At 65.4% G+C, this 24,127-nt stretch carries 28 protein-coding genes; 17 read left to right on the forward strand and 11 right to left on the reverse strand.

Going from position 1 to position 24,127, the window contains the following annotated elements; all coding sequences use genetic code 11:
* Positions 1 to 43: 43 nt before the first annotated feature.
* The 5 genes from dnaB to rpsF all read right to left on the reverse strand — a co-directional run bounded on the left by dnaB (position 44) and on the right by rpsF (position 3,082).
* A complete protein-coding gene (gene dnaB / locus MJ602_RS09875) occupies positions 44 to 1,453 on the reverse strand; it encodes a replicative DNA helicase (RefSeq protein ID WP_162016805.1) in 1,410 nt (469 codons plus the stop codon).
* A gap of 175 nt (positions 1,454 to 1,628) precedes the next feature.
* Positions 1,629 to 2,081, reverse strand: a complete 453-nt coding sequence (gene rplI, locus MJ602_RS09880; RefSeq protein ID WP_162016806.1) for a 50S ribosomal protein L9 — start codon at positions 2,079 to 2,081, stop codon at positions 1,629 to 1,631.
* A gap of 14 nt (positions 2,082 to 2,095) precedes the next feature.
* Entirely contained in the window at positions 2,096 to 2,377 is a 282-nt protein-coding gene (gene rpsR / locus MJ602_RS09885) for a 30S ribosomal protein S18 (protein WP_162016807.1), read from the reverse strand.
* A 17-nt stretch (positions 2,378 to 2,394) separates the two neighbouring features.
* Positions 2,395 to 2,685: a primosomal replication protein N gene (gene priB / locus MJ602_RS09890; RefSeq protein ID WP_162016808.1), complete on the reverse strand. Its 291-nt coding sequence runs from the start codon at positions 2,683 to 2,685 to the stop codon at positions 2,395 to 2,397.
* Positions 2,686 to 2,704: 19 nt separating this feature from the next.
* The gene (rpsF, locus tag MJ602_RS09895) at positions 2,705 to 3,082 is read right to left on the reverse strand and encodes a 30S ribosomal protein S6 (RefSeq protein ID WP_162016809.1); all 378 of its coding nucleotides are present in this window, start codon (positions 3,080 to 3,082) and stop codon (positions 2,705 to 2,707) included.
* A gap of 230 nt (positions 3,083 to 3,312) precedes the next feature.
* On the opposite strand from rpsF, the gene grpE reads away from it, so the two are divergent.
* The 9 genes from grpE (at position 3,313) to leuB (ending at position 13,012) form a co-directional block, all read left to right on the forward strand.
* Positions 3,313 to 3,864 carry a nucleotide exchange factor GrpE gene (gene grpE / locus MJ602_RS09900; protein WP_243020688.1) on the forward strand — a complete coding sequence of 184 codons (552 nt, stop codon included), beginning with the start codon at positions 3,313 to 3,315 and terminating at the stop codon, positions 3,862 to 3,864.
* Between the two features lie 82 nt (positions 3,865 to 3,946).
* Positions 3,947 to 5,899, forward strand: coding sequence for a molecular chaperone DnaK (dnaK, locus tag MJ602_RS09905; protein WP_243020690.1), 1,953 nt, complete (start codon positions 3,947 to 3,949; stop codon positions 5,897 to 5,899).
* Positions 5,900 to 5,982: 83 nt separating this feature from the next.
* Positions 5,983 to 7,119: a molecular chaperone DnaJ gene (gene dnaJ, locus MJ602_RS09910; RefSeq protein WP_162016812.1), complete on the forward strand. Its 1,137-nt coding sequence runs from the start codon at positions 5,983 to 5,985 to the stop codon at positions 7,117 to 7,119.
* A gap of 60 nt (positions 7,120 to 7,179) precedes the next feature.
* The gene (locus MJ602_RS09915) at positions 7,180 to 8,544 is read left to right on the forward strand and encodes an MBL fold metallo-hydrolase (protein WP_243020692.1); all 1,365 of its coding nucleotides are present in this window, start codon (positions 7,180 to 7,182) and stop codon (positions 8,542 to 8,544) included.
* Between the two features lie 111 nt (positions 8,545 to 8,655).
* On the forward strand, positions 8,656 to 9,588 hold the full coding sequence (locus MJ602_RS09920; RefSeq protein ID WP_243020694.1) for a LysR family transcriptional regulator: 933 nt from the start codon (positions 8,656 to 8,658) through the stop codon (positions 9,586 to 9,588).
* A 36-nt stretch (positions 9,589 to 9,624) separates the two neighbouring features.
* Positions 9,625 to 11,046, forward strand: coding sequence for a 3-isopropylmalate dehydratase large subunit (leuC, locus tag MJ602_RS09925; RefSeq protein ID WP_243020696.1), 1,422 nt, complete (start codon positions 9,625 to 9,627; stop codon positions 11,044 to 11,046).
* Positions 11,047 to 11,080: 34 nt separating this feature from the next.
* Positions 11,081 to 11,209, forward strand: coding sequence for an entericidin A/B family lipoprotein (locus MJ602_RS09930; protein WP_162016816.1), 129 nt, complete (start codon positions 11,081 to 11,083; stop codon positions 11,207 to 11,209).
* A gap of 7 nt (positions 11,210 to 11,216) precedes the next feature.
* Positions 11,217 to 11,870, forward strand: coding sequence for a 3-isopropylmalate dehydratase small subunit (gene leuD / locus MJ602_RS09935; protein ID WP_243020697.1), 654 nt, complete (start codon positions 11,217 to 11,219; stop codon positions 11,868 to 11,870).
* 71 nt (positions 11,871 to 11,941) lie between these two features.
* The gene (gene leuB / locus MJ602_RS09940; protein WP_243020699.1) at positions 11,942 to 13,012 is read left to right on the forward strand and encodes a 3-isopropylmalate dehydrogenase; all 1,071 of its coding nucleotides are present in this window, start codon (positions 11,942 to 11,944) and stop codon (positions 13,010 to 13,012) included.
* A 49-nt stretch (positions 13,013 to 13,061) separates the two neighbouring features.
* Here leuB and MJ602_RS09945 read toward each other — a convergent pair whose 3' ends face one another.
* Positions 13,062 to 13,385, reverse strand: a complete 324-nt coding sequence (locus MJ602_RS09945) for a DUF3579 domain-containing protein (RefSeq protein WP_243020701.1) — start codon at positions 13,383 to 13,385, stop codon at positions 13,062 to 13,064.
* 237 nt (positions 13,386 to 13,622) lie between these two features.
* Here MJ602_RS09945 and MJ602_RS09950 point away from each other — a divergent pair, with 237 nt between their 5' ends.
* Genes MJ602_RS09950 through MJ602_RS09965 form a run of 4 tightly spaced genes read left to right on the forward strand, consistent with a single transcriptional unit; the run spans position 13,623 to position 16,757 of the window.
* Positions 13,623 to 14,819 carry an aspartate aminotransferase family protein gene (locus MJ602_RS09950; RefSeq protein WP_243020702.1) on the forward strand — a complete coding sequence of 399 codons (1,197 nt, stop codon included), beginning with the start codon at positions 13,623 to 13,625 and terminating at the stop codon, positions 14,817 to 14,819.
* Positions 14,820 to 14,836: 17 nt separating this feature from the next.
* Positions 14,837 to 15,757, forward strand: coding sequence for an ornithine carbamoyltransferase (argF, locus tag MJ602_RS09955; RefSeq protein WP_243020703.1), 921 nt, complete (start codon positions 14,837 to 14,839; stop codon positions 15,755 to 15,757).
* An 11-nt stretch (positions 15,758 to 15,768) separates the two neighbouring features.
* Positions 15,769 to 16,446 carry an HD domain-containing protein gene (locus MJ602_RS09960; protein WP_243020704.1) on the forward strand — a complete coding sequence of 226 codons (678 nt, stop codon included), beginning with the start codon at positions 15,769 to 15,771 and terminating at the stop codon, positions 16,444 to 16,446.
* A complete protein-coding gene (locus MJ602_RS09965) occupies positions 16,443 to 16,757 on the forward strand; it encodes a YkgJ family cysteine cluster protein (RefSeq protein WP_243020705.1) in 315 nt (104 codons plus the stop codon). Before MJ602_RS09960 ends, MJ602_RS09965 begins: the two co-directional genes overlap by 4 nt.
* Positions 16,758 to 16,832: 75 nt before the next feature.
* On the opposite strand, the gene MJ602_RS09970 is transcribed toward MJ602_RS09965, so the two are convergent.
* The 3 genes from MJ602_RS09970 to MJ602_RS09980 form a co-directional block, all read right to left on the reverse strand.
* Positions 16,833 to 17,075 carry a hypothetical protein gene (locus tag MJ602_RS09970; RefSeq protein WP_243020706.1) on the reverse strand — a complete coding sequence of 81 codons (243 nt, stop codon included), beginning with the start codon at positions 17,073 to 17,075 and terminating at the stop codon, positions 16,833 to 16,835.
* Positions 17,076 to 17,078: 3 nt separating this feature from the next.
* A complete protein-coding gene (gene feoB / locus MJ602_RS09975; protein ID WP_243020718.1) occupies positions 17,079 to 18,926 on the reverse strand; it encodes a ferrous iron transporter B in 1,848 nt (615 codons plus the stop codon).
* Between the two features lie 76 nt (positions 18,927 to 19,002).
* Entirely contained in the window at positions 19,003 to 19,320 is a 318-nt protein-coding gene (locus MJ602_RS09980; RefSeq protein WP_243020707.1) for a FeoA family protein, read from the reverse strand.
* 133 nt (positions 19,321 to 19,453) lie between these two features.
* Here MJ602_RS09980 and kynB point away from each other — a divergent pair, with 133 nt between their 5' ends.
* From kynB to MJ602_RS10000, 4 genes are read left to right on the forward strand one after another with little or no spacing between them, the layout of a single operon-like run.
* Positions 19,454 to 20,083: an arylformamidase gene (kynB, locus tag MJ602_RS09985; protein ID WP_243020708.1), complete on the forward strand. Its 630-nt coding sequence runs from the start codon at positions 19,454 to 19,456 to the stop codon at positions 20,081 to 20,083.
* 17 nt (positions 20,084 to 20,100) lie between these two features.
* A complete protein-coding gene (locus MJ602_RS09990; protein WP_243020709.1) occupies positions 20,101 to 21,021 on the forward strand; it encodes a class I SAM-dependent methyltransferase in 921 nt (306 codons plus the stop codon).
* 48 nt (positions 21,022 to 21,069) lie between these two features.
* Positions 21,070 to 21,783 (forward strand): hypothetical protein, encoded by a 714-nt coding sequence (locus tag MJ602_RS09995; RefSeq protein ID WP_243020710.1) that lies wholly within the window; start codon positions 21,070 to 21,072, stop codon positions 21,781 to 21,783.
* Between the two features lie 26 nt (positions 21,784 to 21,809).
* Positions 21,810 to 22,277, forward strand: coding sequence for a GCN5 family acetyltransferase (locus MJ602_RS10000; protein ID WP_243020711.1), 468 nt, complete (start codon positions 21,810 to 21,812; stop codon positions 22,275 to 22,277).
* Between the two features lie 65 nt (positions 22,278 to 22,342).
* Here MJ602_RS10000 and MJ602_RS10005 read toward each other — a convergent pair whose 3' ends face one another.
* Both MJ602_RS10005 and MJ602_RS10010 read right to left on the reverse strand, forming a co-directional pair.
* The gene (locus MJ602_RS10005; RefSeq protein WP_243020712.1) at positions 22,343 to 23,560 is read right to left on the reverse strand and encodes an FAD-dependent monooxygenase; all 1,218 of its coding nucleotides are present in this window, start codon (positions 23,558 to 23,560) and stop codon (positions 22,343 to 22,345) included.
* A gap of 14 nt (positions 23,561 to 23,574) precedes the next feature.
* On the reverse strand, positions 23,575 to 24,127 hold a 553-nt coding region (locus tag MJ602_RS10010; protein ID WP_243020713.1), incomplete at its 5' end, for an EAL domain-containing protein.

Raw genomic sequence — 24,127 nt, forward strand, 5'->3', positions numbered from 1 at the left:
TAGCTAATAACGTTTATCCTATAAGCGCTTAAGCCAATTTTTACTAAAAATCGTCGCCCGACCCCAGCGCCAGGCTTTCGAAGCGCGTCTGGTTTTTCTGGAAGAACAGCTTGACGGTGCCGGTAGGACCGTTACGTTGCTTGCCGATGATGACCTCGGCCACGTTCGGCTCCTTGGAGTCCTTGTTGTAGTAATCGTCGCGGTAGATGAACATGATGATGTCCGCATCCTGCTCGATGGCGCCGGATTCGCGCAGGTCGGACATCATGGGGCGCTTGTCGGTGCGCTGCTCCACCGAGCGGTTGAGCTGCGAGAGCGCAATCACCGGGCACTGCAGCTCCTTGGCCAGCATCTTGAGGCCGCGCGAGATTTCACCCAGCTCGGTGGCGCGGTTCTCGCCTTGCGAGCCGCTGGAGCCGCTCATGAGCTGCAGGTAGTCCACCACGATCAAGCCGAGCTTGCCGCAGCTGCGCGCCAGGCGCCGCGCATTGGCACGCAGCTCACTAGGGGTGAGGCCCGGCGTTTCGTCGATGTGCAGCGACACGTTGCGCAAGCGCTCGATGGCTTCGGTCAGGCGCGGCCATTCGTCGTCGGTGAGCTTGCCGGTGCGCAGGTTGCCCTGGTTGATGCGGCCGATGGAGCCCACGATACGCACCGCCAGTTGCGCCGCGCCCATTTCCATCGAGAAAATGGCCACGGGCAGGCCTTCGTTGAGCGCCACATGCTCGGCGATATTGACCGCAAACGCCGTCTTGCCCATGGAGGGGCGTGCTGCCAACACCACCATGTCGCCGGCCTGCAGGCCCGAAGTCATGCGATCCAGGTCGATAAACCCCGTTGGCACGCCAGTGATGTCGTTCGGGTTGTCAGCCATTTCCTGCACACGGTCGAGCAGGTCCACCACCAGGGTGTCCATGGCCTGGAAGCCCTGCTTCATGCGTGAGCCTTCTTCGCCGATGTTGAAGATCTTTTGCTCGGCCTCGTCCAGGATGCGATCGACCGGCTTGCCCTGGGGGTTGAAGGCGTTGGTGGCGATCTCGTCACTGGCCGTAACCAGCTTGCGCAGGATGGCGCGCTCGCGCACGATCTCGGCGTAGCGGCGGATGTTGCTGGCGCTGGGTACGTACTGCGCCAGCGCGTTGAGGTACACCAGTCCGCCGATCTCCTCGGATTTACCCAGGCTCTGGAGCCGCTCATAGACCGTGATCACATCGGCAGGCTTGCTCGCATTGACCAGGGCTGCGATGGCGGTATAGATCAACTGGTGCTCGTGGCGATAGAAGTCGCTTTCCACCAGCAGGTCACCCACGCGGTCCCAGGCATGGTTGTCCAGCAGCAGACCACCCAGCACGCTGGATTCAGCCTCAATGGAGTGCGGCGGCACTCGCAATTGCGCGATCTGGCGGTCGACGGGGGCATACCCATCGTCCACGACTATCGGTTCATCAAACATGGGATTCCTCGGGACACAATCCATTGATCGTAGCGCCGCCACGCAGTACCGTCACCGCACAACCCTGTGCGCAGGCTGTGGACAAAGCGTGGATGGCCAGTGCAGAAACAGGGCGTCGGAAAAGCAAAAACCGCCCGAAGGCGGCTTTTGCGGGGCTGGTCTGGTGCAGCAGCGATCAGGCGGTTTCGCCGTAGACCGATACATTCACTTCCACCACCACATCGGTGTGCAGGGCCACGCTGACCGCCGTTTCGCTGACGGTCTTGATGGGGCCGTTGGGCAGACGGATCTGCGACTTGACGACCTTGTAGCCCAGCTTGTTCAGCTCTTCAGCAATGTCGTGGTTGGTCACGGAACCAAACAGGCGACCGTCCACACCGGACTTTTGCGTCAGCTTGACGGTGCTGCCGGCGAGCTTCTCGCCTTCGGCCTGGGCTGCAGCCAGCTTGGCGGCGGCGGCCTTTTCCAGTTCGGCGCGCTTGGCTTCGAACTCGGCCTTGGCAGCCGCCGTGGCGCGGCGTGCGCGGCCAGACGGGATCAGGAAGTTGCGGGCATAGCCGTCCTTGACCTTGACGATTTCGCCCAGGTTGCCGAGGTTCACTACCTTATCGAGCAGGATGATTTGCATGGGTTGTGCTCCTCTTAGATCTTGTGCTGGTCGCTGTAGGGCACCAGAGCCAGGAAGCGAGCGCGCTTGATGGCGGTGTTCAGCTGGCGCTGGTAGATGGCGCGCGTGCCGGTCAGGCGAGCGGGAATGATCTTGCCGTTTTCGGCAATGAAATCACGCAGCGTATCGACATCCTTGTAGTCGATTTCTTCGACACCGGCGACCGTGAAGCGGCAGAAACGCTTGCGCTTGAACAGCAGCGACTGGGTGTTGCGCTTGGGGCGCTTGTCTTTGTTGAACTTCTTGAATGCGGCCATTTCGGACCTCTCGAAAATTAATCTTGTTGAATATCCTGGATATGGAGTACCGGGTGCTTCCCGTTGCGCGGCGTGGCCAGAAAGCCACTGAAGCGCCACTGGCTTCCTATGGGCTGGCGTGCCAGCCTTTCAGCCATGGGGCCAAAGGCTTGTGCCTTGACCAGTGCCTTCACATCGCGCAATTGACCGGCTTCGACCTGCTGGGAACTGTGCTCCAGGCGCAGTTCGATCGCAGGGATGCCAGCTGGCGTGAACCGCAAGGCCGCAGCCTCTGCGATGCTCGCCGTCAGCAGTACGTGGTTCTCCACTCCCCTGGGTTGGCGAGGCTCAGCGCTCGGCGCCTGCAGCAAACTCGGCCTGGTTGGCCTTGCGGGCTTCTTCGCGCTCGACGGTCTTCATCATCGAGGAAGGGCCGGTCTCGGCCTTCTTCTTTTGCACGGTGAGGTGACGCAGCACGGCATCGTTGAACTTGAAGGCATGCTCCAGTTCGGCCATCACAGCCTGGTCGGCCTCGATGTTGATGCACAGGTAGTGGGCTTTGGCCAGCTTGTTGATGAGGTAGGCCAGTTGGCGGCGACCCCAGTCTTCCACGCGGTGCACCTGACCACCACCAGCGGTGATCATGCCCTTGTAGCGCTCGAGCATGGCGGGGACCTGCTCGCTCTGATCCGGGTGGATCAACAAAACGATTTCGTAATGACGCATGCAAACTCCTTTTGGGTTCGGATAAAGCCACCTGCTGCGTCTATCAAGCAGTGTGGCAAGGCAAAGCCGAGCATTATAGCCTTGCGTACGGGTTCTGTACACTCCTGGCTTTTCGCATGCGCGTGGGTCGCTCCCACACAAAATCTGTACCCCTAGGCGCTTGAAAGCCTTGGCAATGCCCCCACTTGGTGCTGGCATTTGTTTACCTACTTCGTCGCAAGACCTTCCAAATGTCCGAGAACACTACCTCCGCACCCGACACCGGCACCCTCGCCCCCGAAGAAATTGAAGCCGCCATGGCCGCCAACGCCTCCGACGAAATGGAGCGCCTGCAGCGGGAATTGAGCGAACTCAAGGCCAAGAGCGCCGACCTGGCCGACCAGTTCCTGCGCGCCAAGGCAGAGGCAGAAAACGCACGCCGCCGCGCCGAGGACGAAGTGGCCAAGGCGCGCAAGTTCGGCATCGAGGGTTTCGCCGAGAGCCTGCTGCCGGTGTGTGACAGCCTGGAAGCGGCACTGGCCGTGCCCCAGGCGACCGCCGCGCAACTGCGCGAAGGCTCCGATGCCACGCTGCGCCAATTGCTGGCAGCACTGGAACGCAACAAGGTCCTGCCCATCCACCCGGCCGCTGGCGACAAGTTCGACCCCAATATGCACCAGGCCATCAGCATGGTGCCCTCGGCACAGGAGCCCAACACCGTGGTCACGGTGCTGCAAAAGGGCTACCTGATCTCCGAGCGTGTGCTGCGCCCAGCACTGGTTACCGTGAGCGCGCCCCAATAAATCAGGAACGGCAGGGCTTGAAGCCGGCCAACTTATCCACAACTTACCACCATCAGAATCCACCAATCTCACGGAGAAGAACATGGGAAAAATCATCGGCATTGACCTGGGCACGACCAACAGCTGCGTCTCCATCATGGAGGGCAACACGACCCGCGTGATCGAAAACAGCGAGGGTGCGCGCACCACGCCGTCCATCGTGGCTTACCAGGAAGACGGCGAGATCCTCGTCGGCGCCTCGGCCAAGCGCCAGGCCGTGACCAACCCCAAGAACACGCTGTTCGCCATCAAGCGCCTGATCGGCCGCAAGTTCACCGAGAAGGAAGTGCAGAAGGACATCGACCTGATGCCCTACTCCATCGTGGCCGCCGACAACGGTGACGCCTGGGTGGAAGTGCGCGGCAAGAAGCTGTCGGCCCAGCAAGTGTCGGCCGACATCCTGCGCAAGATGAAGAAGACCGCCGAGGACTACCTGGGCGAGCCCGTGACCGAGGCCGTGATCACCGTGCCGGCGTACTTCAACGACGCCCAGCGCCAGGCCACCAAGGACGCCGGCCGCATTGCGGGCCTGGATGTCAAGCGCATCATCAACGAACCCACGGCTGCGGCCCTGGCCTTCGGCCTGGACAAGCAGGAAAAGGGCGACCGCAAGATTGCTGTGTATGACCTGGGTGGCGGCACGTTCGACGTGTCCATCATCGAAATCGCCGATGTGGATGGCGAAAAGCAGTTCGAAGTGCTGTCGACCAACGGCGACACCTTCCTGGGCGGCGAAGACTTCGACCAGCGCATCATTGACTACATCATTGGCGAGTTCAAGAAAGAACAAGGCGTTGACCTGTCCAAGGACGTCCTGGCCCTGCAACGCCTGAAGGAGGCCGCTGAAAAGGCCAAGATCGAGCTGTCGAACTCCGCATCGACCGACATCAACCTGCCTTACATCACCGCTGACGCCTCGGGCCCCAAGCACCTGAATATCAAGCTGACCCGCGCCAAGCTGGAGCAGTTGGTGGAAGAGCTGATCGAGCGCACCATCGCGCCTTGCCGCACGGCCATCAAGGACGCGGGCGTGTCGGTGTCCGACATCCATGACGTGATCCTGGTGGGTGGCATGACCCGCATGCCCAAGGTGCAGGAGAAGGTCAAGGAATTCTTCGGCAAGGACCCCCGCAAGGACGTGAACCCTGACGAAGCCGTGGCCGTAGGCGCCGCCATTCAGGGCCAGGTGCTGTCGGGTGACCGCAAAGACGTGCTGCTGCTGGACGTGACGCCGCTCTCCCTGGGCATCGAAACCCTGGGCGGCGTGATGACCAAGATGATCACCAAGAACACGACCATCCCGACGAAGTTCGCACAGACCTTCTCGACGGCCGATGACAACCAGCCTGCCGTGACCATCAAGGTCTACCAGGGCGAGCGCGAGATGGCGTCGGGCAACAAGCTGCTGGGCGAGTTCAACCTGGAGGGCATTCCACCCGCAGCCCGTGGTGTTCCACAGATCGAAGTGTCCTTCGACATCGACGCCAACGGCATCCTGCACGTGGGCGCCAAGGACAAGGGCACCGGCAAGGAAAACAAGATCACCATCAAGGCCAACTCGGGTCTGTCCGAGGAGGAGATCCAGAAGATGGTCAAGGACGCCGAGCTGAACGCCGCCGACGACAAGAAGAAGCTCGAACTGGTGCAGGCCAAGAACCAGGGCGAAGCCGCTGTCCACAGCGTGAACAAGAGCCTGGCCGAGCACGGCGACAAGCTCGAGTCCGCAGAAAAGGACGCCATCACTGCGGCGGTCAAGGCACTGGAAGAAGCTCTGAAGGGCGAAGACAAGGCCGCGATTGACGAAAAGACCACGGCGCTGATGACGGCCAGCCAGAAGCTGGGCGAAAAGATGTACGCCGAATCACAGGCAGCTCAAGCCGCCCAGGCCGCCGGTGGTGCAGAGGCCGCAGGCGCGTCGGCTGGTGGAGCATCCAGCAAGCCCGCAGACGATGACAACGTCGTCGATGCCGAGGTGAAGGAAGTCAAGAAGGGCTGAGCGAGCTCCGTTGACCTGAGCCGCCGCGCAACGCTCGTCACGGGCTGCGCGGCGTTCCTGTTCCAACCGGGTTCCGAATCACTATGTCCAAAAGAGACTTTTACGAAATTCTGGGCGTCCCGAAAAACGCCTCGGACGAAGAAATCAAGAAGGCCTATCGCAAGCTGGCGATGAAGCACCACCCTGACCGCAACCAGGGGGATGCCGCCAAGCCTGCCGAAGAGAAGTTCAAGGAGGCCAAAGAGGCCTACGAGATGCTCTCGGACCCGCAAAAGCGCGCTGCATACGACCAGTACGGCCATGCAGGCGTGGACCCGAACATGCGCGGCCCTGGCGGGCCGGGTGCGGAAGGGTTCGGCGGCTTCGCCGAGGCCTTTGGCGACATTTTTGGCGACATGTTCGGCCAAGGACGTGGTGGCCGGGGTGGCAGCCGGGTGTACCGGGGCAGTGACCTGTCCTATGCCATGGAAATCACCCTGGAAGAAGCAGCCAAGGGCAAGGATGCGCAAATCCGCATTCCCTCATGGGACAGCTGCGACACCTGCCATGGCAGCGGCGCCAAGCCCGGCACCAGCGCCAAGACCTGCGGCACCTGCCAAGGTTCGGGCACGGTGCAGATGCGCCAGGGCTTCTTCAGCGTGCAACAAACCTGCCCGCACTGTCGCGGTACCGGCAAGATCATCCCCGAGCCCTGCACGACCTGCCACGGCCAGGGCAAGCTCAAGCGCCAGAAGACGCTGGAAGTGAAAATCCCCGCCGGCATCGATGACGGCATGCGCATCCGTTCCACGGGCAACGGCGAACCTGGTACCAACGGGGGGCCTCCGGGCGACCTGTACATCGAGATCCGCATCAAGAAGCACGACATCTTCGAGCGCGATGGCGACGACCTGCACTGCCAGGTGCCGGTGAGCTTCATCACCGCTGCTCTGGGCGGTGAGATCGACGTCCCCACGCTCGCGGGCAAGGCCGCCATCGACATTCCCGAAGGCACGCAGGCGGGCAAGCAGTTCCGTCTGCGCGGCAAGGGCATCAAAGGCGTGCGCTCCAGCTACCCTGGCGACCTGTACTGCCACATCGTGGTCGAGACGCCCGTCAAGCTCACCGAGCACCAGCGCAAGCTGCTGCGCGAGCTGGAGGAATCGTTCAAGAAGGGTGGCGCGCGCCACTCCCCCAGCGCCGAGAGCTGGACGGACAGGCTGAAAAACCTGTTCACCTGAGGTCTCGCGCCGCCCCGCGCGGCGTAACATGGAGGCATCCCTTGCCACAGGAATGCCTCCATGTCCGTCAGCATCACCTTTCTGGGCGGGGCCGGCACCGTTACCGGCTCCAAGTACCTCGTCCGCCACAACAACCACAGCCTGCTGATCGACTGCGGGTTGTTCCAGGGCTACAAGCTGCTGCGCCTGCGCAACTGGCAGCCGCTGCCCGTCACGCCGCACCAGATCGACTCCGTGGTGCTCACCCATGCCCACCTGGACCACAGCGGCTACCTGCCGCTGCTGGCGCGCGACGGCTACACCAAGGACGTGCACTGCACCCCTGGCACGCGCGACCTGTGCGCCATCCTGCTGCCCGACAGCGGCCACCTGCAGGAAGAGGATGCCGCCTACCTCAACCGCCACGCCCTGTCCAAGCACCAGCCCGCGCTGCCGCTGTACACGCGGCTTGACGCGCTGCACAGCCTCAAGCAGTTGCGCCCACACCCTTTTGGCAAGGCTTTCGAGCCCATCCCCGGCTGGCGCGCGCAGTTCAGCCATGCAGGACACATCCTGGGCGCCGCCAGCGTTCTGCTGGAGGTGGGCGGGCGGCGCATCCTGTTCTCGGGCGACTTGGGGCGCAGCGACGATCTGCTGATGCGCCCCCCAGACGCTCCGCCTGCGGCCGATACCGTCCTGATCGAATCCACCTACGGCGACCGCGAGCACCCGGACACCGACATCCTGCAAGACCTGGCACCTGCCCTGCAACGCCTGGCCCAGCGCGGCGGCGTGGCCGTGGTGCCGGTCTTTGCCGTGGGCCGCGCCCAGTCGGTGTTGCACGCCATCGCAGAGCTCAAGCAACAGGGGGAACTGCCCAGATCGCTGCCCGTGTTCCTGGACAGCCCCATGGCCGTCAACACCACCGGCCTGTTCCAGCACTACCCCGGCGAACACCGGCTGGACGCCAAACAGGTGCATGCCCTGTCGCACGGCGCCACCATGGTGCAGACCACCGAGGAATCCAAGGCCCTGGCCCGGCGCCACGGCCCCATGGTCATCCTCTCGGCCAGTGGCATGGCCACGGGCGGGCGGGTATTGCACCACCTGGCACTGCATGCGGGCAACCACCGCAACATGGTCATCCTCACAGGCCACCAGGCCCCCGGCACGCGCGGCGCACGCATCGCCGCTGGCGAGAAGAGCATCCGCATCCACGGCCAGGAAGTGCAGATCCGCGCCGAGGTGGTGCAGTTGCAGTCGGCCTCGGCCCACGCCGATGCCACCCAGACACTGGACTGGCTGCGCCGCATGGAACACGCCCCCGAACAGGTGTACGTCGTGCACGGCGAGCTGGAGGCTGCCGACATGCTGCGCCAGCGCATCGAACACGAGTTGCGCTGGAGTGCATCGGTACCCGACCACGGCAACACCTACACACTGTAGTGTTTGCGTGATTCGCCAGGCCAGCCATCGCATTTAGAGATGGCATAAGGTGTTTCAAGGGTGGAAAATACGGCTTTGCTCGTCAAACGTGACGCCTGAAAACCATCCGCCATGCCATCCAACGAGCGCAACTTTGCGCGCCGCATCGACCTGACCTCGCTGCAACTGTTTGTGGCGGTGTGCGAGCTGGGCAGCATCGCGCGGGCGGCGCAGCGCGAGTTCATCGCCGCATCGGCCGTGAGCAAACGGCTTTCCGAACTGGAGGCTGCGGTGGAAACCCCACTGCTGCAGCGCCACAGCCGTGGCGTGCGCCTGACGCCTGCGGGCGAAAGCCTGTTGCACCACGCGCGCACGGTGCTGTTCGGCCTGGAGCGCATGCAGGGCGAGCTGGCCGAATACACCGAGGGCGTGCGCGGCCATGTGCGCGTGCACGCCAACATCTCGGCCATCGTGCAATTCCTGCCGGAAGACCTGGGCGCCTTTGCGCAGCAGCACAGCCAGATCAAGATCGACCTGCAGGAACACCTCTCGCCCGATGTGCTGCAGGCCGTGCAGGAAGGCACCACTGACCTGGGTATCTGCAACCTGGGCCCGCAGGGTAGCGGCACCTTGCAAAGCCGCCCCTACCGCAGTGACCGTTTGGTGCTGGTGATGCCCGCAGGCCACGCCCTTTCTGCGCGAGATGCTATCAATTTTGAAGAAACGCTGGACTGGGACATTGTCGGCCTGCACGCGGGCAGCAGCATCAGCCTGGCCATGCGCGTGGCTGCGGCCCAGGCCGGGCGCACACTGCGCCAGCGCATCCAGGTCACGGGCCTGGACGCCATGTGCCGCATGATCGACAACGGCCTGGGCGTGGGCCTGCTGCCCGACCGCGCCTTTGCGCTGATGCGCGGCGTGGGGCACCTGACCGCCGTGCCCCTGCGCGACGCCTGGGCGCAGCGCGAGCTGCGCCTGGTGGCGCGCGACTTTGCCGCCCTGCCCCCTACCGCCCGTTTGCTGGCCGAACACCTTGCAACCCCCGCACCCACGCGCACTGCCTAAAATCCCATCCACCCCACCTGAAAGCGAACAACTCCCATGGGACGCACCCTGTACGACAAGATCTGGGACGAGCACGTCGTCCACACCGAAGAGGACGGCACCGCCGTGCTCTACATCGACCGCCACCTGGTGCACGAAGTCACCAGCCCGCAGGCCTTTGAAGGGCTGCGCGATGCCGGCCGCAAGGTCTGGCGTGTGAGCTCCATCGTGGCCACGGCCGACCACAACACGCCCACCACGGGCTGGGAGCGCGGCTACGACGGCATCACCGACCCCATCAGCAAAGAGCAGATCACCACGCTGGACAAGAACATTGCCTCCGTGGGCGCGGCCGCGTTCTTCCCCTTCATGCACAAGCGCCAGGGCATCGTGCACGTGATCGGCCCCGAAAACGGAGCCACCCTGCCGGGCATGACCGTGGTTTGCGGCGACTCGCACACCTCCACGCACGGCGCCTTTGGCGCGCTGGCGCACGGCATCGGCACCAGCGAGGTCGAGCATGTGATGGCCACGCAGACCCTGCTGGCCAAGAAGGCCAAGAACATGCTCATCAAGGTCGAAGGCAGCCTGGCACCCGGCATCACGGCCAAGGACGTGGTGCTGGCCATCATCGGCAAGATCGGCACCGCGGGCGGCACGGGCTACACCATCGAATTTGCGGGCTCGGCCATTCGCCAGCTCTCCATGGAAGGCCGCATGACGGTGTGCAACATGGCCATCGAGGGCGGTGCCCGCGCCGGCCTGGTGGCGGTGGACGACAAGACCATCGACTACGTCAAGGGTCGCCCCCTGTCGCCCACCGGCGTGGAATGGGACCAGGCCGTGGCCTACTGGAAGACGCTGCATTCCGACGCCGACGCGCAATGGGACGCGGTGGTGGAGCTGTCGGCCCAGGACATCGTGCCGCAGGTCACCTGGGGCACCTCGCCCGAGATGGTGGTGGGCGTGGACGCCCGCGTGCCCGACCCCGACAAGGAAAAAGACGCCAACAAGCGCAGCGCCATGGAGCGCGCCTTGACCTACATGGCGCTCACGCCGGGCAAGCCGATCAACGACATCACCATCGACAAGGTGTTCATCGGCTCGTGCACCAACAGCCGCATCGAGGACATGCGCGAGGCCGCCGCCGTGGTCAAGAAGCTGGGCCGCAAAGTGGCTGCCAACGTCAAGCAGGCGCTGGTTGTGCCTGGATCGGGCCTCGTCAAGGAACAGGCCGAGCGCGAAGGCCTGCACGAGATCTTCAAGGCCGCCGGCTTCGAGTGGCGCGAGCCCGGCTGCTCCATGTGCCTGGCCATGAACGCCGACCGCCTGGAGCCCGGTGAGCGCTGCGCTTCCACCAGCAACCGCAACTTCGAAGGCCGCCAGGGCGCTGGCGGCCGCACCCACCTCGTGAGCCCCGCCATGGCCGCCGCCGCGGCCGTGCACGGGCACTTTGTGGACATCCGCACATTCGCCTGACCGTTTTCCCACCCACCACCGAAGGAGCAAGACCATGAAAAAGACCGCTACCCTCATCGCACTGTCGCTGGCCTTTGTGCTGGCAGGCTGCAACACCGTCAAGGGCGTGGGGCAGGACATCGAACGCGCGGGCAGCGCCATCGAGCGCGCCGCCAACAAGTAAGCACCCCATGCAGAAATTCACCGTACACCAGGGCCTTGTGGCCCCCATGGACCGAGAGAACGTCGATACCGACGCCATCATTCCCAAGCAGTTCCTCAAGTCGATCAAGCGCACGGGCTTTGGCCCCAACCTGTTCGACGAATGGCGCTACCTGGACCAGCCCGGCGAGCCCGGCGTGCCCGAGTCGGCGCGCAAGCCCAATCCGGACTTCGTGCTCAACCAGCCGCGCTACGCGGGCGCCAGCATCCTGCTGGCCCGGCGCAACTTTGGCTGCGGCTCCAGCCGCGAGCACGCGCCCTGGGCGCTGGAGCAATACGGCTTTCGCGCGATCATCGCGCCCAGCTTTGCCGACATCTTCTTCAGCAACTGCTTCAAGAACGGCGTGCTGCCCATCGTGCTGCCCGAATCCACCGTGTCCCAGTTGTTCGACGAGGTGCACGCCTTCCCCGGCTACCAGCTCACCATCGACCTGGAGCGCCAGGTCATCGTGCGGCCGCAGGGTGAAGAGATCGCGTTCGACGTGCTGCCATTCCGCCGCTACTGCCTGCTCAATGGCTTTGACGACATCGGCCTGACGCTGCGCCACAAGGACAAGATCGCCGCCTTCGAGGCCCACCGCCTGGCCACCAAGCCCTGGCTGAGCCACACCATGCAGGGCTAATTTAGGGCAAAAAACCATTGCAGCGCTCTAAAACAGGGCGCAAGCAGCTATCAAAACAAGAGCAAACAAACATGAAAATCGCCATTCTGCCGGGTGACGGCATCGGCACCGAAATCGTGGCCGAAGCGGTCAAGGTGCTCCACGCGCTGGACCTGACATTCGAGATGGAAACCGCCCTGGTCGGCGGCGCCGCCTACGAGGCGCACGGCCATCCGCTGCCCGAATCCACCCTCAAACTGGCCAAGGACGCCGATGCCGTGCTGTTCGGCGCCGTGGGCGACTGGAAGTACGACAAGCTCGACCGCCCGCTGCGCCCCGAGCAGGCCATCCTGGGCCTGCGCAAGAACCTGGGCCTGTTCGCCAACTTCCGCCCGGCCATCTGCTACGAGCAGCTCGTGGGCGCGTCCAGCCTCAAGCCCGAACTGATCGCCGGGCTGGACATCCTCATCATCCGCGAGCTGACCGGCGACATCTACTTCGGCCAGCCGCGCGGCCGCCGCGTGGCCACCGATGGCCACTTCCCCGGCGCCGAGGAAGCGTATGACACCATGCGCTATTCCAAGCCCGAGATCGAGCGTATCGCCCATGTCGCCTTCCAGGCCGCGCGCAAGCGCAACAAGAAGGTCACCAGCGTGGACAAGGCCAACGTGCTGGAGACCTTCCAGTTCTGGAAGGACGTGGTCACCGAGGTGCACCAGCAGTACCCCGACGTGGAGCTGGAGCACATGTACGTGGACAACGCCGCCATGCAGCTCGTCAAGCGCCCCAAGGCCTTCGACGTGATCGTGACCGGCAACATGTTTGGCGACATCCTCTCCGACGAAGCCTCCATGCTCACCGGCTCGATCGGCATGCTGCCCAGCGCCAGCCTCAACAGCCAGAACCAGGGCCTGTACGAGCCCAGCCACGGCAGCGCCCCGGACATCGCGGGCAAGGGCGTGGCCAACCCGCTGGCCACCATCCTGTCGGCGGCCATGATGCTGCGCTTCAGCCTGAACCAGGAAACCGCCGCCGCCCGCATCGAAGCCGCCGTGCAAAAGGTGTTGGCCCAGGGCCTGCGCACGCCCGACATTTACAGCGAAGGCACCACCAAGGTGGGCACGCGCGAGATGGGGGACGCGGTGGTCAAGGCGTTGGGCTGACGCCCCATACCCACCCCTGCACAGGGCGGCGCAAGCCGCCCTTTTTTTCTTACTTCTGGCCCCGTGGCGGGTCCGGCAGCAGGCAGGCCTCGACCAGTTGCAGGTCGTTGTCGCGCGCGAAGTTCATCACAAAGTCCCAGGCCATGGGTTCGTGGTCGCGCAGGTCGCGGTGCACCACCACGCATTTGACGCCGCCCATGGTGGTGGGAATGCACCACGGCGAATAGCTCAGGTGGCTGCCAGGCCGGGCGCCACCGGGGCGAAAACTGCTCATCACCCCTGCCAGGCGCTCGGCCCAGTCGCTTGGACGGAAAGTTTTTCCGCTGCTGGTGACGCCTTGGATGAAGACTTCTTTGCTGGAAGGGGTGACCATCGGATCGTGGTGTAGTTAGGGCGGACGGTGCAGGATCGCTGCGCAAATTGCCGCAACCGGGCATTTTAACTCTTATATAAGAGTTTGCCGACGCCCTGCTTACAGGCCCACCCGCCGCATGCATTGCAGTGATGCGCAATCGTCATGCATCGGCGCGGCGGCACGCCCTAGAATCGGTGCTCCTTTTCGTTGCAGCCACCGCTGGCTGCGCTGTACGCCCCGTCTGGAGAATCCTGCATGACCGCTTCCATCCCGGCCACCTCGCCCCACGTGATGAACACCTATGGCCGCGTGCCCATCGCACTGCAGCGCGGCCAGGGCTGCCGCGTGTGGGACGTGAACGGCAAGGAGTACCTCGACGCGCTGGGCGGCATCGCCGTCAACACCCTGGGCCACAACCACGCCAAGCTGGTGCCCGCGCTGCAACACCAGCTCACGCAGCTCATCCACACCTCCAACTACTACCACGTGCCCTTGCAGGAGCAACTGGCCCAGTTGCTGGTCGAGCGCTCGGGCATGAGCAACGTGTTCTTCTGCAACTCGGGCCTGGAGGCCAACGAGGCCGCGCTCAAGATCGCACGCAAGTTCGGCCACGACCAGGGCATCGAGAAGCCCGAAGTGGTGGTCTATGAGAAGGCCTTCCATGGCCGCTCCATCGCCACGCTGTCGGCCACGGGCAACCCCAAGGTGCAGGCCGGCTTCGGTCCGCTGGTGGAAGGCTTCATCCGCGTACCGCAGAACGACATCGAGGCCCTGCGCCGCGCCACCGAAGGCAACCCCAACGTGGTGGCCGTGTTCTTCGAGACCATCCAGGGCGAAGGCGGCGTGAACCCCATGCGCATCGAATACCTGCAGCAACTGCGCAAGCTCTGTGACGAGCGCGGCTGGCTGATGATGATCGACGAAGTGCAGTGCGGCATGGGCCGCACCGGCAAGTGGTTTGCCCACCAGTGGGCCAACATCGTGCCCGACGTGATGCCCCTGGCCAAAGGCCTGGGCTCGGGCGTGCCCGTGGGCGCCGTGGTGGCCGGCCCCAAGGCCGCCAACGTGCTGCAACCAGGCAACCACGGCACCACCTTCGGCGGCAACCCGCTGGCCATGCGCGCGGGGTTGGAAACCATCCGCATCATGGAAGAAGACGGCCTGCTGCAGAACGCCGCCAGCGTGGGCGCACACCTGCAGGCTGCGCTGCGCGCCGCACTGGGCAGTTTGAGCGGCGTGAAGGAAGTGCGCGGCCAGGGCCTGATGATCGGTGTGGAGCTGGACAAGCCCTGCGGCGCCCTGGTGGGCCGTGCGGCCGAGGCCGGCCTGCTCATCAGCGTGACAGCCGAGAGCGTGATCCGCATCGTGCCGCCGCTCATCCTCACCACCGCCGAGGCCGACGAAATCGTCGCCCGGCTCACCCCCCTGGTCCAGGCCTTGCTGGCCGAATGAGCCCCTGCGAGACAGCCATGAAACACTACCTGCAGTTCAACGACTTCAGCGCCGACGAATACGCCTACCTGCTCGAACGCGCCGCGTTCATCAAGAAGAAGTTCAAGGCCTACGAAAAGTACCAGCCCCTGGCCGACCGCACGCTGGCCATGATCTTCGAGAAGGCCAGCACGCGCACGCGCGTGAGCTTCGAGGCCGGCATGTACCAGATGGGCGGCAGCGTGGTGCACCTGACCACGGGCGACAGCCAGCTCGGCCGCGCCGAACCCATCGAGGACAGCGCGCGCGTCATCAGCCGCATGACCGACCTGGTGATGATCCGCACCTTCGAGCAGGCCAAGATCGAACGCTTTGCGCAGTATTCGCGCGTGCCCGTCATCAACGGCCTGACCAACGAATTCCACCCCTGCCAGATCCTGGCCGACATCTTCACCTACATCGAACACCGCGGCTCCATCGCAGGCAAGACCGTGGCCTGGGTGGGCGACGGCAACAACATGGCCAACACCTGGCTACAGGCCGCGCAACTGCTGGGCTTCAAGGTGCACGTGAGCACGCCACGCGGCTACGAAGTCGATGAAAAATTGGCCGTTGGGGCAGGTGGAATCAGCGCAGACAGCTATCAATTTTTCAGCAACCCGCTCGAAGCCTGCCAGGGCGCAGACCTGGTCACCACCGACGTGTGGACCAGCATGGGCTATGAGGCCGAGAACGAAGCGCGCAAGAAGGCCTTTGCCGACTGGTGCGTGGACGCCGAGATGATGGCCGCCGCCAAGCCCGATGCCCTGTTCATGCACTGCCTGCCCGCGCACCGAGGCGAAGAAGTCGATGCCGACGTGATCGACGGCCCCCAATCCGTGGTGTGGGATGAGGCAGAAAACAGGATGCACGTGCAAAAGGCACTCATGGAGTACCTTTTGCTCGGCCGCGTGGCCTGATTTTTGACTCCATGCCCTGGCGCCGCCAGCCCGCCCACAGCGCCGAACTGCTGGCGCAGTGGCAGTCCCTGGGCCAGACGCTGGGCCGGGACACCCCTGCGTGGAACGCAGAAGGACGGTGCCTGTTGCGCAGCTGGGCCCGCTGGCCGCGTGCCTACCACGACACCACGCACCTGGGGGCCTGCCTGGAGCACCTGCGCACGCTGCGCACCGCCCAGCCCGGCGCACTGCAAGACCCGGTGGCCGTGGAACTGGCCCTGTGGTACCACGACGCCATCTACTGGCCCTGGAGCACGCACAACGAGGCGCGCAGCGCCGACTGGGCCGCGCGCTTTCTGCGCGGCCAGTCCTTGCCCGAAACCCTGGTGGCGCAGGTGCACCAGCACATCCTGGACACACGCCACCAGCCCGGTCCGCTGACGGGCGATGCGCAGTGGGTGGTGGACATCGACCTGGCCATCCTGGGCCAGAACCCGGCGGTGTACGACCGCTTCGAGCGCAACGTGCGCCGCGAATACTTCTTCGTGCGCTGGCCGCGCTACGTCGCGGGCCGCAGCGCGGTGCTGCGCGGCTTCCTCGACCGCCCGCGCATCTATGGCACCGATGCGTTCCACGAACGCTACGAGGCCGCCGCGCGCCAGAACCTTGAACGCGCCCTGGCCGCGCTGCACACACCGCCCCGCCCATGACCCACCCTTGCCTCACCTGCGGCGCCTGCTGCGCAAGTTTTCGCGTGGACTTCTCGGTGTACGAAACCCAGGAGCTGGGTGGTGACGTACCCGACGGCCTGGCGGTGGAAGTGACCGACACCCTGCGCCGCATGCGCGGCACCGACCACAGCCCCCCGCGCTGCGCTGCCCTCACCGGCAAGGTGGGCACCCAGGCCGCCTGCGGCATTTACGAATGGCGCCCCTCGCCCTGCCGCGAGTTCGCACCCGGCAGTCCGGCCTGTGAGCGCGCGCGGCAGCGCCACGGGCTGGGGGCCTACCCTGATAATTGAATGGAAAATTGGCCTCTAACGCTTACCAGACAAGCGCAGGCAGCTATATTTTTAATAGCATTCTTGGCGCAAGCGCTACGGCTGTGAGTGCATCCACAGCGTCTTGCCGGTAGCGGCCTGCCGCGCGGCCGGGTCTGCCGGGGTGGCGCAACCGCCGCAGTCGCTGCACGATCCGCAGGAGGGCGCCTTGCCCAGCGCGGGCCGCACACGGCCCAGGCGTTTGCGCAGGGTGGCGGGCATCCAGTACCACAGCGCGTAGAGCGCGGCCAGCAGCACGATGGCGCCCACTGCCAGGTTTTGCCACAGTGCACCGTGCATGGTTCAGCCTCCCAGGGCCACCGTGAGGTGGTAGGTGGCGGCACTGGCGGCATAGGCCAGCGCAAACATGTAGCTGGCCATGAGCAAGGCCATGCGCCAGGAGTTGGTCTCGCGCCGCACCGTGGCCAGGGTGGCAATGCACTGCGGCGCAAAGACAAACCACACCAGCAGCGACAGCGCCGTGGCCAGCGACCACTGCTGCGCGATCAGCGTACCCAGTTGCGCCGCAGCTTCGTCGCCCGTGGCCGACAGCGCATACACCGTGCCCAGCGCACTGACCACCACTTCGCGCGCCGCCATGGCGGGCACCAGCGCAATAGCAATTTGCCAGTTGAAACCCAGCGGCGCGAACAGCGGCTCCAGCGCACGGCCCAACTGGCCCGCCAGGCTGTAGTAAATGGCTGATTCAGTGGCGCCCTCGGGCGGCGCCGGAAAGGTGGACAGCACCCACAGCAGCACCGACAGGGCCAGGATGATGCCGCCCACCCGCTTGATGAAGATGCTGGCGCGCTCGTACAGGCCCTGGGCCAGGCTGCGCAGCGCGGGCAGCCGGTACGGGGGCAGCTCCATGATGAGCGGCGTGGGCCGCACCGTGCCGCGCCAGAGCTTGAGCACGGCCGCCACGGCCATGGCGCTGAAAATGCCGCCCACGTAGAGCGCGAACATCACCAGGCCCTGCAGATTGAACAGTCCCGCCACCGTGCGCTCAGGAATGAAGGCGGCAATCAAGAGCGCATACACCGGCAGGCGTGCCGAACAGGTCATGAGCGGCGCAATGAAGATGGTGACCAGCCGCTCGCGCCAGTGCGTGATGGTGCGCGTGGCCATGATGCCCGGAATGGCGCAGGCAAAGCTCGACAGCAGCGGAATGAACGAACGCCCCGACAGCCCCACGCTGCCCATCACGCGGTCGAGCAGAAAGGCCGCGCGCGGCAGGTAGCCCGAATCCTCCAGCGTGAGGATGAAGAAGAACAGGATGACGATCTGCGGCAGGAACACCAGCACGCCCCCGGCCCCGGCCACAATGCCCTCGACCAGCAGGCTGCGCAGCAGGCCCTCGGGCAATTGCGACTGCAACCACTCGCCCACCGCCCCCACGCCGGACTCGATGGCGTCCATGGGCACGGCGGCCCAGCTGAACACCGCCTGGAACATCAAAAACATGGTGGCCGCCAGCACCAGCATGCCCCACAGCGGGTGCAGCACCACGCGGTCGATGGCATCGTCGCGCCGCAGCAGGCCTTCAGGCTCGCACACCGCCAGGCGCAGGATGCGGCGCACCTCTTGCTGCGTTTGCAGCACCTGCGCCGGGCCTTGCGGTTGCCAGGCAGACGCCTGGGCACCACCGGCGGGCTGCCAGCCGTCCAGCCACTGCACCAGCGCACTCGCGCCGTCCTTGCGGATGCCCACGGTCTCCACCACGGGCATGCCCAGTTCGCGCTCCAGCAACGCGCGGTCGATGGCGATGCCCTGGCGGCGCGCGGCATCGCTCATGTTCATCGCCACCACCATGGGCAGGCCCATGGCGCGCGCCTCCAGCACCATGCGCAGGCCCAGTTGCAGCTTGGTGGCATCGACCACGCAGACCAGCAGGTCGGGCGCGGCCTCACCCGCGCGCTGGCCGGTGACCACGTCGCGCGTCACGGCCTCATCGGCACTCAGGGCGTTGAGGCTGTAGGCACCCGGCAGGTCCAGCACGCGCACGGCCTTGCCCGCGGGCGTGGTGAGCACGCCCTCCTTGCGCTCGACCGTGACCCCGGCGTAATTGGCCACCTTCTGGCGGCTGCCGGTCAGCAGGTTGAACAGGGCGGTCTTGCCGCAGTTGGGATGGCCCAGCAGGGCCAGGCGCATGGCAGCGGCGCTCACTGGCTGGCCTCCGTGCTTTGCATGACGGTGCGAGCCCGCTGGAGAACGGCCCGGTGCGCGCTCATGCCGCAGCGCCCTGCATCGGTGGCGTGGTGCTGATGCGCACCAGCGCCGCCTCGCGCTTGCGCAGCGCAAAGGTGGTGCGCCCCACACGCACGGCCATGGGCTCGCCCGCCGGAAAGGCCCGCGCCACCACATGCACGCGCTCGCCGGGCAGGAAACCGATCTCCAGCAGGCGCAGCAACAGGTCGCCGTCTTCGGCCGCCGCTTCCATGTGCAGGCCCTGCACCCAGGCATTGGTGCGCAGGGGCAGGTCGGCAAGACCGGCCTCACCTGTCACCACGGGGGCCGGAGCGGCCAGGGGAATCACTGCGTCCATAATGTTCTAAATAAAAACCATTATTATTTGCGAATTGTAGGCGGACGCCTCTTTCCAGGCAAGACGTACCGCCGCCCCATCCCGTGCAGTCTTGCGCTGGATCAAGCCACCGGGGCGCGCGGGATAATGCCCCATGCCTCGCCTTTGGGACATCTCCCCCGCCCTGCACCCTGGCACGCCGGTGTACCCCGGCGACACGCCCCTGCGCCTGCACTGGACCAGCAGCCTGGGCCCAGGGTGCGCCGTCAACGTGGGCGCGCTCACCCTCAGCACCCACCTGGGCGCACATGCCGACGCGCCGCTGCACTACGACCCCCAGGGAGCCGCCGTGGGCGCCTTGGCGCTGGAGCCCTTTCTGGGCCCCTGCCGCGTGGTGCACGCCCGCGGCAACGCCGCGCTGGTACAGGTGGCCGACCTGGCCCATGCCCTGAGCGACCCGCTGCCCCCGCGCCTGCTGGTGCGCACGCGAGTACACCCTGCGCCCACGCACTGGGATGCCAACTTCCGTGCCCTGGCCCCGGCCCTGCTGGAGCACCTGGCCGACCGCGGCCTGCTGCTGGTGGGCCTGGACACGCCCAGCGTGGACCCCGCCGACAGCACCGACCTGCCCAGCCACCAGGTGCTGCGCCAACGCGATCTGCGCGTGCTGGAAAACCTGGTGCTCGACGAGGTGCCCGAGGGCGACTACGAACTCATCGCCCTGCCGCTCAAGCTGAGCACCGCCGACGCCTCGCCCGTGCGCGCCGTGCTGCGCGCCCTGTGACCCCCTGCCCCACCGCCATGCAAGCCCTGCTCGACGCCATTGCCGCCACCCCTTTGCCCACCGAGGCCTGCCGCATCTTCCATGGCCGTGGCGGCCTGCACCCCGGCTGCGAAGGCTGGACGCTGGACGCCTACCCGCCCGTGTGGGTGTTCACCAGCTTTGAACCCGCCGACGACGCCCTGCTGGCCGCCGTGCACCAGGCCCTGCAAGCGCGCTGGGCCACACTGGCACCCGGCGCCGCACTGCACTGGGTGTACCAGTGCCGCCACCCGCAGCAACGCGAAACCCGCACCATGGCAGGCCAGGTGCCCGAACCGCATGTGGTGCAGGAAGACGGCGCACGCTACCTGGTGCATGTGCTGCGCGGGCAGAACCACGGCCTGTTCCTGGACATGGCTGAAGGCCGCCGCTGGGTGCAGCGCCACGCCGCGCAGCACCCCGGCCTGCGCGTGCTCAACCTGTTTGCCTACACCTGCGCGTTTTCGGTGGCAGCGCTGCGCGCAGGCGCGGCCCAGGTGGTCAACGTGGACATGGCCGGGGGCGCACTGACCACGGGGCGGCAGAACCACCGGCTCAATGGGCTGGAGGCCGGCGCCCTGTTCTGGGACCACGACATCTTCAGCTCCTGGGGCAAGATCACGCGCCATGGCCCCTACGGCCTGGTCATCATCGACCCGCCCAGCTACCAGAAAGGCAGCTTCGTCGCCACCAAGGACTACGCGCGCCTGCTGCGCCGCCTGCCCGACCTGCTGGCCCCCGGCGGCCACGCCCTGCTGTGCCTGAACGCCCCCGAACTGGACAGCGCCTTCCTGCACCAGCAGGTGCAGGAGCAGGCACCCACACTGCAATTCGTCGAGCGCCTGGCCAACCCCGCCACCTTTGCCGACGCCCAGCCCGAGCGGGCACTCAAGGTGCTGGTGTACTGGGAGGCGGAGTGAGCGGGCTTGTGATCCCTGTTCATGCACCCGCCATGCAAACGTAAGCACATGAAATCAAAAGCCCTATCTGAACCCGCTTCCTTCGACGAGTTCAAGCGCCGCCTCACAAGCTCCTGGCTCCCTGCCTACTGCCATGACCACGGTCGACAATACGCAGAGGCTGGATTTCGCTCGGACTCCATTGACATCGCCGAAATCGACGGCATTGACTGCCTTGACGCCATCAACAAAGGGACTGTCTTTGACGTTGGCGGTGGACGCTACCGGGCGGCCATGAGCACCGCAACCGAACCCTTGTTCTGGGAAGGCTCCCGAAGCGAGGTTCCTCGCCCGATCACGCTTTGGCGCGAACCAGTGATCACATTCGCTGCTGTTGGCCGCCTCGCCAGAGACTTCAGCTGGCCAAAGCACCTACTTGGCACACAGCCCAGCGGCTGGGCATTTGATCTCGCGGCGCACTCACCCCACGACCCTTCTCGGTACCGAATCCTCGGGGAGGTCAAGAAGTCCGCCTTTGAGTTTTGGAGGCTGGCTTCTGAGCTACAGCAGCTTGCACTCACTCCGCGCACCGTCAAAGTGAGCGAGAACACAAGAAAAAAGTGGCTTGCAATAGCCGAACTCAAGCCCCGGATTGTCTGGCTCGTAGGCCCGGCACGGCTTGAGCTGGTACTAGAGGTCACATACGGATCGGGCGACGAAGTGTCGCTAAACGAAGGCAACGCCTCGCTTCTTCACTGGAATGCGGCTTCTCGCTCAAGCTGACCCGGCAGCCGTACAGGATCTGATCCATGCAATACCCAGCGGTACTGAACCCAGCCAAAGTCGGCAACTACCCCGCAAGCTGTTTTTCCGGCGGTGGGTTGGTCTGGGATGCCGTGCTGGAATACCGTGTGTGGTGCCACCCGGAACGCGGCGCGCCCGATGAAGCCGACGGCAACGACTACTTCTACGCGTTCGAGACCTTTGAAGAAGCCGACGCCTTTTACCGCGCCACCATGGGCGCCGAGGAGCCCTTGGCCCTGGTGCTGCAGCGTGAATACATCGACGAGGACGAGCCGGGATGCTATGTGCATGTCCGGGAGCAAAGAATCACCGAATGGCCGGTGGAATTTCTGTCGCGGCCACGGCGAGACGATGGCACCATTCCCGATTTTCTGGCCCCAGACGCTCCCCCCAACCGGCTGGAGGTACTGCGTGGCCTGGCGCCCAGAGCACGCAGAACCAGCCCCCTTGAGAGAACAAGGCGTTCGCAATGAGCGCGGAGAAAAGTGCCTTTATCGCTTATGAATAAAGCGCCAATAGCTATAGTTTTAATAGCAAATCACATCAACCCTGCATCCATCCCGTCGCCCCGGTAAAGCCAAGGCACATCCAGCAAGCGCTCGCCCAGCACGCGCAGCCCCAGATCACGCCCCCAGCGCACCAGCCCCGTGGCATGAAAGATGCGCCCGTTGCGCTGCGAGCGCGCCTGTACGCGTGCAGCGCGCTGCCAGCGGTTGAGCGCGTAGCGGCGCAGACGGAGGGGCACCTCCACATCGTGCAGGGCCAGGGCGGCCTGCAGTTGCGTGGCGTCTTCCAGGGCCATGCCTGCGCCCTGGGCCAGGTAGGGCGGCATGGGATGGGCGGCGTCGCCCAACAGGGCCACCAGGCCGCGGGCCATGGCATCGGCGCTTTGCATGGGGGCGCGGTCACACAGTGGCCACAGGCGCCAGCCCAAGCCCGCAGCGGCCACGCTGTGCACCACCTCCTGCAAGGCGGGGTGGGTGCCTTCCAGGGCATGGGCCAGGTCGGCGGCGTTGGCGGCGTGGTCCCAGTGCTCCAGGTCCTGTGGTGGGTTGCCATGGATGATGACCACCAGGTTCATCCACTCGCCCCGGCGCACGGGGTAGTGCACGGCATGCAGGCGCGGCCCGAGCCAGGCGGTGACCTGAGCGCGCCACGCGGCGGGCAGCGCCTGCGCAGGCACCAGGGCGCGGTAGGCCAGGTGCCCGGTGGCGCGGGGGCTGCCGTCCTGCCAGACCTGGGTGCGGGTGCGGCTCCACAGGCCGTCGGCGCCAATCAACGCGTCGCCCTCCACTGGCTTGGCCTGGCCCTGTCCATGCTCCACATGCACCAGCACGGCGTTGCCGGTGTCCTCGTGCTGGGTGATGGCGTGGCCCAGGTTGAGTTGCACGGCCGGGTGGTCTTGCACGGCATGCAGCAGCAGGCTGTGCAGATCGGCGCGGTGGATGGTGGCGTAGGGCGCGCCGTAGCGGCGCACCGTGGCCTCGCCCAACGCCAGCGTGGCGAGCACACCGCCGTGCATGGCGCTGCGCACCTGCAGGTGCTGCGGAAAGGCGGCCACAGCGTTCAGCGCGGGCTCCAGGCCCCAGGCCTGCAGGCAACGCACGGCGTTGGGGCCCAGTTGCACGCCAGCGCCCACCTCGGAAAACTGCACTGCGCGCTCAAAGAGCCGCACCTCCCACCCGGCGCGCGTGGCGGCCAGTGCGGCCGCCAGCCCACCGATGCCGCCTCCGGCGACCAATAGCTGCTTGTCCATGCCCCGTATTGTCGTCAGAAGATGGCCTGGAAATGGCTGGATTTGTCCAAACGGTGTTCGTGGTCGAACACATCGGCCGGTACCGGCCGCCCGAACAGATACCCCTGGAACTGCTCGCAGCCATGCAGCCGCAAGAAGCCCAGCTGCCCCGCCGTCTCCACCCCTTCGGCCACCACGTCCAGGTCCAGGCTTTGCGCCAGTGCCAGAATGGTGCGCACAATGGCCGCGTCGTTGGGGTCGGTCAGCACGTCGCGCACGAAGCCCCGGTCGATCTTGACCTGGTCCAGCGGCAGGCGTTTGAGGTAGCCCAGGCTGGAGTACCCGGTGCCGAAGTCGTCCAGCGCAAACCCCACACCTTCGCGTTTGAGTTGCACCATGCGTTCGATGGTGTCTTCGATGTCGCCCAGCAGCAGGCTTTCGGTCAGTTCGAGTTTGAGGCGCCGGGGGTTGGCGCCGGTTTCGCGCAGGGTTTGCAGGACTTCGGCGGCAAAGCCGCTGTGCCGAAATTGCCGCGCGCTGACGTTGACGGCGACGCTCAGGTGGGCGGTTTCCTGTTGGCGGCTCCAG

Origin of the sequence: Simplicispira sedimenti (assembly GCF_022760965.1) — a bacterium.
Classification (GTDB): Bacteria; Pseudomonadota; Gammaproteobacteria; order Burkholderiales; family Burkholderiaceae_C; genus Simplicispira; species Simplicispira sedimenti.